General features: G+C 59.6%; 10 protein-coding genes and 2 rRNA genes. 10 read left to right on the plus strand and 2 right to left on the minus strand.

The genetic code is table 11. The features are described 5' to 3' along the window. The 8 genes from ACTQXO_RS08345 to tsaD all read left to right on the plus strand — a co-directional run. A 23S ribosomal RNA gene (locus ACTQXO_RS08345) occupies positions 1 to 530 on the plus strand; the annotation flags it as partial. A 147-nt stretch (positions 531 to 677) separates the two neighbouring features. Then, a 5S ribosomal RNA gene (gene rrf / locus ACTQXO_RS08350) occupies positions 678 to 793 on the plus strand. 175 nt (positions 794 to 968) lie between these two features. Continuing rightward, a complete protein-coding gene (gene acpS, locus ACTQXO_RS08355) occupies positions 969 to 1,508 on the plus strand; it encodes a holo-ACP synthase (RefSeq protein WP_441033615.1) in 540 nt (179 codons plus the stop codon). After that, a complete protein-coding gene (locus ACTQXO_RS08360; protein WP_441033612.1) occupies positions 1,509 to 3,125 on the plus strand; it encodes an NAD(P)H-hydrate dehydratase in 1,617 nt (538 codons plus the stop codon). A 2-nt stretch (positions 3,126 to 3,127) separates the two neighbouring features. Then, complete coding sequence (gene alr, locus ACTQXO_RS08365; RefSeq protein WP_441033609.1) at positions 3,128 to 4,273, plus strand: alanine racemase; 1,146 nt, start codon at positions 3,128 to 3,130, stop codon at positions 4,271 to 4,273. An 8-nt stretch (positions 4,274 to 4,281) separates the two neighbouring features. Continuing rightward, entirely contained in the window at positions 4,282 to 4,902 is a 621-nt protein-coding gene (locus ACTQXO_RS08370) for a uracil-DNA glycosylase (RefSeq protein ID WP_441545604.1), read from the plus strand. Between the two features lie 12 nt (positions 4,903 to 4,914). Further along, complete coding sequence (gene tsaE / locus ACTQXO_RS08375) at positions 4,915 to 5,421, plus strand: tRNA (adenosine(37)-N6)-threonylcarbamoyltransferase complex ATPase subunit type 1 TsaE (RefSeq protein WP_427794389.1); 507 nt, start codon at positions 4,915 to 4,917, stop codon at positions 5,419 to 5,421. Continuing rightward, entirely contained in the window at positions 5,408 to 7,792 is a 2,385-nt protein-coding gene (gene tsaD, locus ACTQXO_RS08380) for a tRNA (adenosine(37)-N6)-threonylcarbamoyltransferase complex transferase subunit TsaD (RefSeq protein WP_441038916.1), read from the plus strand. Before tsaE ends, tsaD begins: the two co-directional genes overlap by 14 nt. Positions 7,793 to 8,041: 249 nt before the next feature. Here tsaD and ACTQXO_RS08385 read toward each other — a convergent pair whose 3' ends face one another. Continuing rightward, entirely contained in the window at positions 8,042 to 8,449 is a 408-nt protein-coding gene (locus ACTQXO_RS08385; RefSeq protein ID WP_441545605.1) for a type II toxin-antitoxin system RelE/ParE family toxin, read from the minus strand. After that, the gene (locus tag ACTQXO_RS08390) at positions 8,340 to 8,756 is read right to left on the minus strand and encodes a type II toxin-antitoxin system Phd/YefM family antitoxin (protein ID WP_427748363.1); all 417 of its coding nucleotides are present in this window, start codon (positions 8,754 to 8,756) and stop codon (positions 8,340 to 8,342) included. The genes ACTQXO_RS08385 and ACTQXO_RS08390 overlap by 110 nt, the downstream gene beginning before the upstream one ends. Before the next feature lie 454 nt (positions 8,757 to 9,210). On the opposite strand from ACTQXO_RS08390, the gene ACTQXO_RS08395 reads away from it, so the two are divergent. Continuing rightward, the gene (locus ACTQXO_RS08395) at positions 9,211 to 11,100 is read left to right on the plus strand and encodes a carbon starvation CstA family protein (RefSeq protein ID WP_441038914.1); all 1,890 of its coding nucleotides are present in this window, start codon (positions 9,211 to 9,213) and stop codon (positions 11,098 to 11,100) included. Between the two features lie 182 nt (positions 11,101 to 11,282). Further along, the gene (locus tag ACTQXO_RS08400) at positions 11,283 to 13,445 is read left to right on the plus strand and encodes a hypothetical protein (RefSeq protein ID WP_441038913.1); all 2,163 of its coding nucleotides are present in this window, start codon (positions 11,283 to 11,285) and stop codon (positions 13,443 to 13,445) included. Positions 13,446 to 13,916: the final 471 nt, after the last annotated feature.

The raw sequence follows: 13,916 nt of genomic DNA on the forward strand, positions 1-13,916 counted from the left end.
AGCCGAGCAGGTGCGAAAGCAGGCTCTAGTGATCCGGCGGCCCCGAGTGGGTGGGCCGTCGCTCAACGGATAAAAGGTACTCCGGGGATAACAGGCTGATCTTGCCCAAGAGTCCACATCGACGGCAAGGTTTGGCACCTCGATGTCGGCTCATCGCATCCTGGGGCTGGAGCAGGTCCCAAGGGTACGGCTGTTCGCCGTTTAAAGCGGTACGCGAGCTGGGTTCAGAACGTCGTGAGACAGTTCGGTCCCTATCCTCCGTGGGCGCAGGAGAATCGATGGAGGCTGCCCCCAGTACGAGAGGACCGGGGTGGACGCACCTCCGGTGAACCGGTTGTCGACCAACGGCACGGCCGGGTAGCCGCGTGCGGCGCGGATAACCGCTGAAGGCATCTAAGCGGGAAGCCGTTCCAGGGATTAGTTCTCCTTCCGGTAAGGGCCCAGGTAGACTACCTGGTCGATAGACGGCAGGTGCAAGGGCGGCGACGCCCTCAGCCGAGCCGCACTAATCGCCCGAGCTCTTCCGGAACCGCACCTCGCGGCCCGCGGGACATGCGCTCGAAAGCGCGGTCCGGGCACGAGGATGCCCCCGAGTCGGATCTCTCCTATGCGCCATGCGGCCCCCAGGGCACGTGGATGAGACACCGGATCACCGTAACGGTGGGCGCCGCCCACCGGTCAGCGGCCAGAGCATGGGGGGCACGCCCGGTCCCGTTCCGAACCCGGAAGCTAAGCCCCATCGCGCCGAGAGTACTGCGGGGCCAGCCCGTGGGAGGCCAGGGCGCCGCTGACCGGTGGACGGCACCGAGCCGTACGCTTGGACTGAGAAGGGGGAGGCCTCGCGGCCTCCCCCTTTTTCGTTTCTCAGGCAATTTGTCTCACATAGTAGCTGTGTTTTATAACCCTCGTTTGTCGCATCTTCTTTGAACGGGCTACAATATCGTAGTCTGTGTAGCATGGAGGTGAACATGGCTGAAGCTGGTATCGGCGTTGATATCGTCGAGATTTCCCAAATGAAATCAATCCTTGAGAAGACGCCGTCGTTTGCCCGGCGCGTGTTTACCGATGAAGAGCGTGCGTATTGCGATGCGTCGTCTCGCCCTGCCGCTCATTATGCCAGCCGCTTTGCCTCTCGCGAAGCGGTACTTAAGGCACTTGGAACGGGGTTTAGTCAGGGCGTTGGACGTAAGGACGTTTCCGTAACACGCGATAGGCTCGGCAAGCCAAAGGCTCTGCTTTCTGGTCGCGCTCTCGAAATCGCCCAGGATTTGGGTGTTGTCGAGGTTGCTCTTTCTATTACCCTTACGGGTGACTTGGCTGTCGCTAATGCCATTGCGATCACCGAGGATGCTCGACCTAAGCCTAAGGAAGAAAAAATGAGCACCAAGGAGCGCGTTGCCCAGACATTTAAAGAGGCTCGTTCTGTATTGGATGAGCTTGAACAGCTGCAACAATCTGCTTTGTCGGAGCATTTGATTGATAATCCGCAAGATACGCAAGGAGCATAGATGAAACCGGTTTTGAGTACCGAGGAAGTCGTTCGCCTCGAGGATATCATCGAGCGCGAGGGCACCTCGAAGGCCGAGCTCATGGAGTTGGCAGGTGAATTTGCCGCCAACGAGATTTTAAAGCTCAACCCTGATCGCGTTCTTGTGCTGGTCGGCTTTGGCAATAACGGCGGTGATGGTTGGGTCGCTGCGGATATCCTGACCCATAAGGGCGTTGATGTTGATATCGTTTCTCCAGTTGAGCCGGATGAGATTCCTGCTGCCCTTGCTCGTCACGTTGCCCGTCGCACCGCCGGTCGCGACGTTCATGTGTGCGTTGGGCCTTCGCGAGACGAGCTAGAGGTTCTCATTAACAAAGCGGATGTCGTGGTCGATGCTATTTTTGGTACCGGTTTTCACGGCAACCTTCGTGCGCCGTTTTCTATTTGGATTCCTACGGTTAACGAGTGCGCCGATCACGTTGTTTCTATCGATGTTCCCTCGGGCCTGAATGCCGAGACGGGCGTTGTGGATGACGACTGCATCCGTGCCGAGCGTACCGTGACGATGATTGCCCCTAAGATCGGCCTCTACAGCGCTGACGGTCCGGAGTATGCTGGCGACCTGGTGTGTGGCGGTCTGTACGACCGCCTCGACGAAGTCATCGATGATGTCGATCATGCTGCCGAGATCGTTGAGCCCGGTGATCTGGTGGACTTCTTTGCCCCGCTGCCCACGAATATCGATAAGTATTCGCGCGGCTCTGCGCTCATCGTTGCCGGGTCGGCACAATATCCTGGTGCCGCCATCATGGCCGCAAAGTCTGCCGCTCGTGCTGGTGCCGGTTATGTGGCCGTTGCGACGCCCGATGCGTGCGCCAACCTTATTCGTATGGCGCTCCCGTCGATTCCCGTTTTCGCCATTCCGTCTGATTCCCGTGGATCTTTTGGTGCCGCTGCGCGTATGACAGTGTGCGAGATTGCTAAGAAGTACAGCTGCGTTGTGTGCGGGCCTGGCATGACGACGTCTGCCGGATCGATGCAAGTCGTTTCGGGCCTGCTTGAGCTCGATGTGCCGCTTATCCTAGATGCAGATGCGCTCAACTGCCTTGCCAAGATTGCAATCGACGGCATCGACAGTAATCCCGAAATGTACCGTCGCGAGCAGCCGCTCGTTATGACGCCGCATTATCGCGAGCTTTCGCGTCTCGTTGCCGGCGACGAGGTCAATGATCTTGGCACTGCGATTGCCGCTGCTCAAAAGATTGTCTGGGCTGCCGGTTCCGATAATCTCGTTGTTATCGCTAAGGGCCCGACGACGGCCATTTGCGGCGTCGAGCGCGTGCTGCTGCCGCTTTCGGGCCCGGCGTCGTTGGCGACCGCTGGCTCGGGTGATGTCCTCGCAGGTATCCTTGCAGGAACGCTTGCGACCATGCGTGACGAGATGGACCGTTGGGAGCTGCTGTACTCGTATGCCGTCGCACTCCACAGCTATGCCGGCTTTGCTGCGGCGACGGAGTATGGCGAGAAGAGCGTTATCGCGACCGATCTTATCGACTTGATCGGTCCCGCCATGGAATTGGCGGCAAAGGATGCGCTCGACGATCTGGGAATCATGGACGAAGGGTCGGATGACTAATCATGAATAAAGCCGATTTGACGCGTTGGTCCTGGGTCGAGATCGACCGCGGGGCGCTCCGCCGCAATACGAGGGCCTATAAGAACTTGCTAGATCCGCGTCAGCGCCTGTGCTGCGTGGTTAAAGCCGATGCTTATGGTCATGGAGCCGTCGAGTGCGCCAAGATCATGTATTCGGCCGGTGCCGACATGTTTGCCGTGGCGACGGTCAGCGAGGGTATTGAGTTGCGCCAGGGCGGAATCACCAAGCCCATCCTGATTCTAAGCGAGCCTCCCATCGAGGCTATTCCTTCATTGCTCGAGTTCGATATCATGCCCTCGGTCTATACGTCCGATTTTGCTCTTGCGTATGGTGAATGTGCCGTCGCGGCGGGCAAGGTGGGCAAGTATCATCTTGCCATCGAGACGGGTATGAACCGCATCGGCGTTCACTACACGCAAGTGCTCGACTTTGTCCGCGGTATTAATTTCCATCGCGGTATTCAGTGCGACGGCGTATTTACGCACTTTGCCACGGCCGACGAACCATCGGGTTGGGACTACAAGCTGCAGTGCCAGCGCTTTATCGAGGCCGTTCAGGCCATTAAGGATGCGGGTTTTGAGTGCGGTATCGTGCACTGTGCCAACACGCCGTCCTCGATGCTCGACCCCTCGATGCATTTTGATATGATTCGCGCTGGCGTTGGCTTGTATGGCATGCAGCCGTGCGAGCTGAGCGGCCGCGTGATGCAGCTTGATCCCGTTATGAGCGTTCATGCGCGCGTGACGCGCGTGGCGCATCCTGCGATGGGCGAGGGCGTAGGCTACGGTTTTACCTACCGCGTACCGCGCACACGCGTTCAGATCTGCACGCTGCCGATCGGATATGCCGACGGCCTTTCGCGCACGCTTTCCAATCGTATGGACGTGCTGTATCGCGGTGAGCGCGTGCGTCAGGTCGGAAATATCTGCATGGATCAGTTTATGGTTGCCATTCAGTCCAACCCGGCTCACGAGATTCCCGAGGCCGAACATGGCGACGAGATGATAATTATCGGTCGCGATGGCGATGCCGAGATTAGCATGGATGAGATGGCGCGCCTGCGCGGCACGATTAACTACGAGGTCGCCTGCGGCTTTGGCATGCGTCTCGACAAGGTCTACGTGTAGGGGCCGCTATGGGCGTTATGCACATCCCCGGCCATAGCCATCAGGCGCCGCGCGAAGTTGCACTCGAGGAGATCGAGGCCGTCCTGGGTGATTGCCGCCTTTGCCAGCTTTACCAGTCGCGCCACAATATCGTGTTTGGGGTGGGAAACCCCCGCGCTCGCGTGATGTTTATTGGTGAAGCGCCGGGCCGTAACGAGGATTTACAGGGCGAGCCCTTTGTGGGGGCGGCGGGTGAAAACCTCAACGGCATTCTGTCCCTGGCGGGCCTTAAGCGTGAAGATGTCTATATCGCCAATGTGCTTAAATGTCGCCCGCCGGGAAACCGCAATCCGCGTCCCGAGGAAGTGCTTGCTTGCTCACCGTTTTTGCGCGAGCAGATTCGAAGCATCTGGCCCGATATCATCGTGACGCTCGGCAATCCCGCAACGCACTTTGTGCTCAAGACCGAGATTGGCATTACCAAGCTGCGCGGCAGGTTCCATCAGATGGGGCACTTTGTGGTGATGCCGACGTTTCATCCCGCGGCGGCGCTGCGCAATCCGGCGTGGCAGGAGTTGCTGGAGGAAGACTTTAAGATGCTGGGCGACTATCTGGTGCGACACCCCGCGCCAGAGGGCGCCTCGGAATAATAAGGAGCGTATATGTCCCTGGAGCGCCTGGGGCTAGGTACCTACAAAACGGCTCGTACTGCCGATACGGAGCATTTTGGCGAGTTGGTCGCACCGTGTCTAGAAAATGGCGATGTGCTGATACTGACCGGCGGCTTGGGCGTGGGAAAGACCCACTTTACCAAGGGCGTCTCGCGCGGCTTGGGCGATGAGCATATGGTCACGAGTCCTACGTTCGCGCTCATGGCCGTTCACGACCAGGGGCGTATTCCGCTGTTCCATTTTGATCTGTACCGCTTGGAGCATGCCTACGAGCTCGAGGATACGGGCATTTTTGACGTGCTCGGCTATGAGGGCGCTTGCCTGTTGGAATGGGGCGAGCAGTTTCAGGACGAGCTGACGGATGAGTATCTCTCGGTGACGCTTAGGCGCGATGAGGACGATAGCGACGTGCGAACGATCGCGCTCGAGGCGCACGGCGAGCGTGCGACGGAGCTTTTCGATTTGATTGATAAGGCTGTACAAGATGAGCTTGCATAACGACAACGCGCTGGTAGTGGCGCTCGATACTTCGACCGACATGCTTGCCTGCGCGGCAAGCTGGATTGATGAGCAGACGGGCGAGGCGAAGCTGGTGAGCGGGGACCATCTGTGTCGTCGCCATGCCAACGTGGAACTTGTGAATACCGTCGATGACGTGTTGGCGCAGGCCGGGCTGAATCGCGGCGATGTCGGCTGTTATGTGGTTGGACGCGGCCCGGGTTCGTTTACGGGCGTTCGCATTGGCATCTCGACCGCCAAGGGTCTGGCGCGCGGTGCCAACGTGCCGTTGCTGGGCGTGTCGACACTTGACGCTTGCGCCTGGACGGCGTGGAAGGCTGGCGTGCGCGGCAAGCTTGGTGTTCTTGCCGACGCCATGCGTGGCGAGGTGTATCCGGCTCTGTACGTGCTGGGGGACGAAGGTCCCGAGCGTCTGTTTGAGCGCGAACACGTGGTCAAAGCCGCCGTGGCGCTTGATGAGTGGCGCCAGGCCGCGGACTGGAGCCAGGTTAAGCTGACTGGTGACGGTCTCGTACGTTATGGCAAGCTGCTGAGTGAGGACGAGACTGCGCGCTGCGTGGAGCGAGACCTGTGGTGGCCCTCGGGCGAGGGCCTTCTGATGGCGCACGCCGCGGGCGACGGTAATCCGGCTCGCGTTTTGCCGATCTACACGCGTCTTTCGGATGCCGAGGAAAATGAGCGCAAGCGCCTTGGGCTTGCCGAGAGCGCCCAGAGCGAGATTACGGGTGTTGCCGACGAGCTCGCCGGCCGCCATCTGCAGTTCCGTCCCATGGGCGCGGCGGATGCCGAGGGCGCGAGCGCATTGGAGGCCGCCTGCTTTGAAGGCGCCGGACACGAGGCGTGGACGCCGGGCATGTTCCTGTCCGAGCTGGGCGAGGGCGTTGCCGCACCGCGTAGCTGGTGGGTGGCGCACGACGACGGTCAGCTGCTGGGACTTGCCGGCGGCATGGTCGTCGACGGTGACGTTCAGATTATGGACGTCGCGGTTGATCCTGCTCATCGTCGCGAGGGCATTGCCCGCAAGCTGCTGTCGCACGTGAGCTATGACGCCCAGATGCTCGGCTGCACCACTGCTTCGCTTGAGGTTGAGGACGGCAACGAGGGTGCGATTGCGCTCTATAGCGCCTTGGGCTTTACCGAGGCGGGTCGTCGCCGTGGCTACTACGGCGTCGGCAAGGATGCCATCGTCATGACGGCGTCGCTGCCCCTGGTGCTTCCTCTCGACAATGCCTCGCCCGAGCCAACGGCTGCCGAGCAGCGCGTCTGGCCGCTGCCTGAGCCCGAGCGCACCGCCGAGGAGCGTGCCGAAATCGAGCGCCGTCGCCTAGTTCTTGCCATCGAGAGCTCTTGCGACGAGACGGCTGTTGCGATTATCGATGCGGACGGCAATATGTTGGCCAACCAGGTGTCGACGCAGATTGATTTTCATGCTCGCTTTGGCGGCGTGGTGCCCGAGATCGCCTCGCGCAAGCATGTCGAGGTGATTGTGAGTGTCGTAGATGCGGCGCTTGAAGATGCCGCGGTATCGCTTGGCCTTGAGGGTGGAGCGATTGCGCCAAGTGAGCTTGCCGCCGTGGGTGTGACGCAAGGCCCAGGCCTGGTGGGTGCCCTGGTGGTGGGCGTCGCCTTTGCCAAGGGCTTTGCGTATGCTGCCGGTAAACCGCTCGTGTGCGTCAATCATCTGGAGGGTCACCTGTTCGCCAACCTGCTGGCGCAGCCCGACCTTAAGCCGCCGTTTATCTTTACGCTTGTCTCGGGTGGGCACACCATGCTCGTGCACGTAAAGGCATGGGATGACTACGAGGTGCTTGGCGAGACGCTGGACGACGCCGTGGGCGAAGCCTTCGACAAGGTTGCCAAGGCGCTGGGCCTGGGCTATCCCGGCGGCCCCATCATCTCCAAGCTCGCCGAGACGGGCAATCCCCGTGCGATCGATTTTCCCCGCGCGCTTAACAGCAGGGGAGACTATCGATTCTCGCTTTCGGGCCTCAAGACGGCAGTGACGCTCTATATTGAGCAGGAGACCAAGGCTGGGCGCACGATTCACCTGCCCGACCTTGCGGCCTCGTTTGAGGCGGCGGTCTTTGACGTGCAGTACAAGAAGGCCAAAAACGCCCTGCACGCCACCGGGTGCAAGGAGTATTGCATCGGCGGCGGCGTCTCGGCCAACCCGCATCTGCGCGAGATGATGATTAAGAAACTCGGGCGTCAGGGGATTCGCGTAACGGTGCCGCCTCTCTCGGCCTGTACTGACAACGCCGCTATGATTGCGGAGGTCGCTCGCCGCAAATTCGACCGAGGCGAAATCTCGCCGTTCGACGTCGACGCCGATCCAAACATGACGCTGTAGTCGTATGGGTGCGGTCCCCGACCGGAGGGGCCGGATATAAGGTTTCCTGCTCTACAGTCCTGCGCAAGACGAAGGCCACATTAAGTGGCCTTCTTTGCGTACGGAACTCGCGATAAACCTTATATCCGGCCCCTCCGGTCGGGGCCCTTTCTGTATCGATATAGCTTCTGAGCTGGTTTGGCGTCGACAACGTCCGGCAAGGTTAACAGGTCAGCGTCAAATTTCCGGCGTGCTTTAGCTGAAAGAAACCTACCTGATAATCGACTCAATATCTCGGCTTTTATATAGCAGTCGGCGGACTTCCATGACGTCGTCGATGACGACATAAAAAACCATGTAGTTGCCAACGTAGAAGCGGTAATACGGGTGCAACCGTCTTCTTGTCGAAGGGTATGTTGGTGACATGGTTGGATTCTTGAGATGCTCGAGTATGCCTGCTTCAACATTGTCGACAAGCCTATTTGCTGCAGCGGGGTTATTGAGATCAAAGGCGATATATGACGCTGCTTGGCTGAGGTCCTCCCAAAATAGGGGAAGATAGCGGAGCTTATAGTGCCTGTTCATCGAGACCGCCGTCGAGCATTTTTCTGACAGAGCCAAAGACATCGTCGTGTGTATAGCGAAGTTGCATGCTGGCAGCTTGACGATCAGCGGCATCAAGTGCGCTCTCGATTGTATTGCTCAGTGACTTGTACTGCTCAAAGCTCATGACGACCATAGAGCCCCGCCCGTTTTTAGTTAGAAAAACCGGACCCTCCTGTTCGACTTCGCGTTCAACATCCGGGTAGTGATTTCTAAGATCTGAGACTGGCCTAATATTCACAGCTACCTCCTGAGCTATCAGAATATTATCGTAATTATGATAACAGAGTTGAGATTTGGGATGGGAACTCCTCGGGGGCGGGGCGGGCGCCTGCCGCCATATATGAACTTTATCGCGAGTTCCGCACGAACAGGAGGCCACTTAATGTGGCCTCCGTCGTGAGCAGGACTGTCCGAGCAGGAAAGTTCATATATGGCGGCAGGCGCCCGCCCCGCCCCCGAGGAGCATCTCTCAAGCAAAAACTTTCGTGGGGTAAAGTCCGAGGCCAGTGACGTTTTATACCGAATAATTCAAATAAAGTTGAAAATTCATTACATATTTGCGTTGACTTTAGGCAACTAAAGTTTCATACTCCTTTTTCATCCACTGGGGGATGTGAACACGCACGGATCGTTCGCATCATGATTGAAGAGGATTTCTTAGACATGTTCACGCATCAGCTAAACATTATCAGCGTAGTAATTATCTGATGCGGGTTAGCACATACAGCTAGCCCGTACGATAACGGGCGGCTGATGAAGATGAGGGCCGTCGAGCGCAACCGACGGCCCTCATTTTTTATGTCTAGGAAGTTCTTTTTTGAGGAGGAAATGTAATGAACGGAGTTTTGCTCATGGTTGTGGCCGCGGCGGTGCTCGCCTGCGGCTATCTGGGCTACGGCCGCTGGTTGGCTAACAAGTGGGGCGTTGATAAAGAGGCCCTCACGCCTGCCAAGCGCATGAAGGACGGCAAGAGCTTCTCGCCCGTCTCCGCCTTCACCGCGTTCTCGCATCAGTTCAGCTCGATCTGCGGTGCTGGCCCTGTTACGGGTACGATCGTGGCCATGGCCTTCGGCTGGCTGCCCGTCGTGCTCTGGGTCCTCGTCGGCGGCATCTTCTTTGGCGCCGTTCACGACTTTGGCGCCCTGTACGCTTCGATGAAGAACAACGGCAAGTCCTTGGCTCAGCTCATCGAGAAGTACATCGGCAAGACCGGCCGTCGCCTGTTCCTGCTGTTCTGCTGGCTGTTCTGCATCATCGTCATCGCCGCTTTTACCGACATGGTCTGCAAGACGTTCATGTTCACCCCGGTCGTTGACGCCTCTGGCGCTGCCACCGGTGCCATCGACTTCACCAAGTCCTATGCCGCTGGCTGCGCTGGCACCATCTCCATCCTGTTCACCTTCGTCGCCATGGCCTTTGGTTGGGCTCAGAAGAAGTTCAACCTCACCGGCGCTGCCGAGTTCGTCACCGGCGTGGTGCTCATGGTCCTCATGTTTGCCGTCGGTATGCAGTTCCCGGTTTACCTGGACAAGTTCCAGTGGTTCGCCGTCGTCATGGTCTACCTGGTCTTTGCCGGTGCCATGCCCATCCAGATGCTCAAGACCCCTCGCGACTACCTCACTTCCATCATGATGATCGTCATGATTGTCTGCGCTGTCCTCGGCATCGTCGTCCTGGGCGTTAACGGCCAGGCCACCATCACCGCTCCGGTTTTCACCGGCTTTAGCAATGCCTCGGGCATGATGTTCCCGGTCCTGTTTGTCTCCGTTGCCTGCGGCGCTCTCTCCGGTTTCCACAGCCTCGTTTCTTCGGGCACCTCTTCCAAGCAGGTCGAGAAGGAGCAGGACGCCGTCAAGGTCGGTTATGGCGCCATGATCGTCGAGTCCTTCGTCGGCATCCTCGCCATCATCGTCGCCGGCATCATGTTCTCCGACATGAACACTGCCGGTACCGGCGCCCTCAACGCCGGCGTCGCTTCCACCCCGTTCCAGATCTTCGCTGCTGGCATTTCTCGCGGTATGCAGGCCTTCGGCGTTGACGGCACGCTTGCTACCGTCTTTATGACCATGAACGTCTCCGCTCTGGCCCTGACCTCGCTCGACGCCGTCGCCCGCATCGCCCGCACCTCGTTCTCCGAGTTCTTTGCCCAGACCAACGACGCCCTGGCCATCGAGTCCAAGGCCGGTTACATGAAGGTCCTCGGCAACCCCTGGTTCGCCACGGTTGTCACCCTGCTCCCCGGCCTCGCCCTCGCCTTTGGCGGCTATGCCAACATCTGGCCGCTCTTTGGTGCTTCCAACCAGCTGCTCGGCGGTATGACCATGATCACCCTTGCCGTGTTCTGCAAGTGCACCGGTCGCAAGGGCTGGATGCTCTACGTGCCCGTCGCCTTCCTGCTCTGCTGCACCTTTACCTCGCTGGTCCAGAGTGCCATGGGCTGCATGACCGCCGTCCAGGCCTACGGCTTCTTCGGTACCATCCCGGCTACCGCCACCACGGCCGCCGTCTCCGTCGCCGCCACCAAGGGCCTGCAGCTCGTCTTTGCCGTCCTGCTGATGGTCCTGGGCCTCATCGTTGCCGTCAACTGCCTCAAGGAGCTCTTCGGCAAGGAGGCCGGTTCCATGCCCGACGAGGAGCCCGAGTGGTCCGAGATGGGCAAGGCCGAGTATGGTCGCGCTGCTGCTGCCGAGGCTCCCGCAGGCGCCGAGGCCGCCAAGGCCTAATCGACCTAAGGGATTGAACGTCACATCTATATGACTCGGAAAGGCCGGGTCCGCAACTGCGCGGGCTCGGCCTTTTTCCATGCAAAAGCTAGTGTGCCCGGGTGTTCTCGCAGATATTTTGCGTGGATAGGGGCGTGCGTTGTACCATGTAGACATATATGTGTGCATATGAAAGGGGCCCCGTGGCCAAGACGGTATATTCCGATAACCAAAACAACGTCGATGCCCTGGCTGAGCGTCTGAGCAGCCAGACGTCGCTTTCTGCCGAGCGTGCCAAGCTGGTTGCCTACGACCTGCTCTGCCGCAAGGCGCTCAAGATCAAGTCGAGCGCGCTGGCACAGATTTTCCGTTCCGTCGATAAGGAATGTGACACCAAGGCGATGCGCGATGAACTTATCGCGGCAAAGATCGTTACCAAGATCGAGGGCAGCGGCGTTAACGGGCGCCCAGCGTTCTATACCATTAATGCCGAGATTCGCGATGTCCAGGAGCAGCCTGCCGAGGCTGCCGAAGAGGCCGTCGAGGACGTTGTCGAGGCGCCTGTTGCGGTGGAAACGGCTCCGCGCGAGAACGTCGACACCGATGAGCTGCTTGACGAGAGCGTCGTTCGCGCCTTTACGGCCAAGGCGGGCCGCGGCGGTTTTGGCGGGGGCGGCAAGCGCGATGCGCAGCGCCGTGCCCAGCAGGAGCGCTTCCGTCGCGCCGTGGCTCAAAAGGATGCGACGGATGTCGAGCCCGTCGAGGATGAGGCTGTTACCGAGCCGCAGTGCGCCGCTGAGGTCCAGGAGCCCAAGCGTCGCCGCGGTGCTCACTTTAAGGCCGAGCAGGGAGGTGTTGTGTGCGACGTTCAGGAGTCCGTCGAGGCTGCTGGTTCACCCGAGGAGCCCGTCAAGAAGGCTCCGGGTTCATGCCGTCCCGGACGCGGCTTTATGGGTCGTGCGTATCCCGCAAGGCGTCAAGAAAAGACCGACCAGGCTCCCGCTGCACCAGCGGAGAAGGCTGAGAAGGCTGCCGAGCCGATGGTCCGTGAGCAGAAGCCTGTTGAGCCGCGGCCTGCGGGCGATGTCGAGCCCCGAGGCCAGCAGTCTGCGGGCGAGAAAGCGGGGGAGAGCGCTTCGAGCAAGCCTCGCCGTCGTCGTCACCGTGGCGGCCGTGGCTCAAATGCCGAATCCGTGGCCGAGCAGGCAGCGGGGCAAAACAAGGATGCGAAGACTGAGATCCCGGTGGAGCAGTCCAAGCGCCAGCCAGTAAAGGGGGGCAAGCCTGAGCGTTCGCAAAAGGGCTCGTCCGCGCCAAAGCAAGAGCGCAAAGCTCAGGCAGATTACAAGTGCAAATCCCAGACGCAGCCCAAACCGACTGCAAACGATGCGGCCGCCCAGCAGCCTGAGCCGCCCGCCCATGGCGAGGTTTCGGCGTTTGCTCTGGCCCGTGTCCTGGGCAGGCAGCTGCTCAAGGTCGTTCCCACACCTGCTGCACTCTCCAATATTAAGGAGCAACAGACTCAAATCGTTAAGGTTGAGGGCAAGGACGGCAAAAAGGTTTCGCAGCGCACTCAGCACAACGAGATGTCCAACCGCAAGATTGCCGAGGAGATTGCGATCATCCAGGCTTGGATCGAGCAGAATCGCGGTGCCGACACGCCGGTCGCCTCGCGTCGCCAGCGCGCCTACCAGATTTTTAACGATGAGAAGGCCTTTGACGGCAAGCACGGCGAGCGCTTGATTCGGCGTATGACCGAAAAGGGCATCAGCATGCAGGCGATTAAGGTCGCCCCCAACCGCCCCGTGCACTTTACGGGCTTCTTTACGCTGGGCGCCGACAAGCCGTTCATTATGGTCGAGAACCTAGACACCTATGACGAGATCGTCAAGCTCCTGCGCGGCCGCAAGCACGCTAAGCTCTTTGGCACCAAGGTGGGTGGCGTGATCTTTGGCGGCGGCTGCAAGGCGAGCGTCTCGCACGCACTGGATGATTATCTGGCCGAGATCGGCTATCGCTTTAACTATGTCTACTACGTGGGCGATATCGACCGAGAGGGTGCGCGCATCGTCGAGCAGGCCCGCAATGCCAATGTGGTTGAGATTCGCTTGCATGCCGGCATGTATCGTGCCATGCTCGCCGAGCACAAGCGTCGCGTGAAAGCTGGCGGCGAGTGCGAGCCTGCGGCTGCCAATCAGGGTGTGCCGCAGAATTTGGCGGCGACGATCAAGGATCTGCCTATGGTCACGCGCGTGCAGTTCCGCAATGTGCTGCGCGAGGGAGGTCGTATTCCGCAGGAGATTCTGATGACCGCCGACTATCGGGATGGCGACTCGGGAAGCTTCGACCGCATGCTGAACAATTAGGGACGCGTGGCCCCGGCGGGCCGGGCATTAAGTTTGCTGCTCTACAGTCCTGCGCAAGACGAAGGCCACATTAAGTGGCCTTCTTTGCGTGCGGAACTCGCGACAAACTTAATGCCCGGCCCGACGGGGCCACGCGCCATTTTGTAGATGGCGGCTCGCTTTTCGGAACGGGGCTGATATTTTCTAGATGTAAGGCGCTCTTGGTCCTTTCGGGCTTGGGGCGTCTGTCTTTTGAGGGTGGATGAGCCGGCACTTGGGGACGTTCCTTTAGTGCCGGCACTTTGGGAACGTCCCCAAGTGCCGGTTGAGATACGGAGAGCCCGTTGTTGATATGGGACGGAGGGATTCCGCGTCCGCCTTCCGGCGGCCGCGCCCCGCTGCGTCGCTCCGCTCCTTGCGTGCTGCGCTGGAAAACGCTTCGCGTTTCCTCAGCTCCGCACCCTTGCGGGTTCGAATCCCTCCGCATGCCCA

It is taken from the genome of Collinsella sp. LCP19S3_D5 (assembly GCF_052121415.1).
In the GTDB taxonomy this organism is placed as follows: domain Bacteria; phylum Actinomycetota; class Coriobacteriia; order Coriobacteriales; family Coriobacteriaceae; genus Collinsella.

What these genes read in the sequence shown, in the direction of transcription:
- acpS (WP_441033615.1), top strand. Translation starts at nt 969, where the DNA reads ATGGCTGAAGCTGGTATCGGCGTTGATATCGTCGAGATTTCCCAAATG.
- ACTQXO_RS08360 (WP_441033612.1), top strand. Translation starts at nt 1,509, where the DNA reads ATGAAACCGGTTTTGAGTACCGAGGAAGTCGTTCGCCTCGAGGATATC.
- alr (WP_441033609.1), top strand. Translation starts at nt 3,128, where the DNA reads ATGAATAAAGCCGATTTGACGCGTTGGTCCTGGGTCGAGATCGACCGC.
- ACTQXO_RS08370 (WP_441545604.1), top strand. Translation starts at nt 4,282, where the DNA reads ATGGGCGTTATGCACATCCCCGGCCATAGCCATCAGGCGCCGCGCGAA.
- tsaE (WP_427794389.1), top strand. Translation starts at nt 4,915, where the DNA reads ATGTCCCTGGAGCGCCTGGGGCTAGGTACCTACAAAACGGCTCGTACT.
- tsaD (WP_441038916.1), top strand. Translation starts at nt 5,408, where the DNA reads ATGAGCTTGCATAACGACAACGCGCTGGTAGTGGCGCTCGATACTTCG.
- ACTQXO_RS08385 (WP_441545605.1), bottom strand. Translation starts at nt 8,449, where the DNA reads ATGCCGCTGATCGTCAAGCTGCCAGCATGCAACTTCGCTATACACACG.
- ACTQXO_RS08395 (WP_441038914.1), top strand. Translation starts at nt 9,211, where the DNA reads ATGAACGGAGTTTTGCTCATGGTTGTGGCCGCGGCGGTGCTCGCCTGC.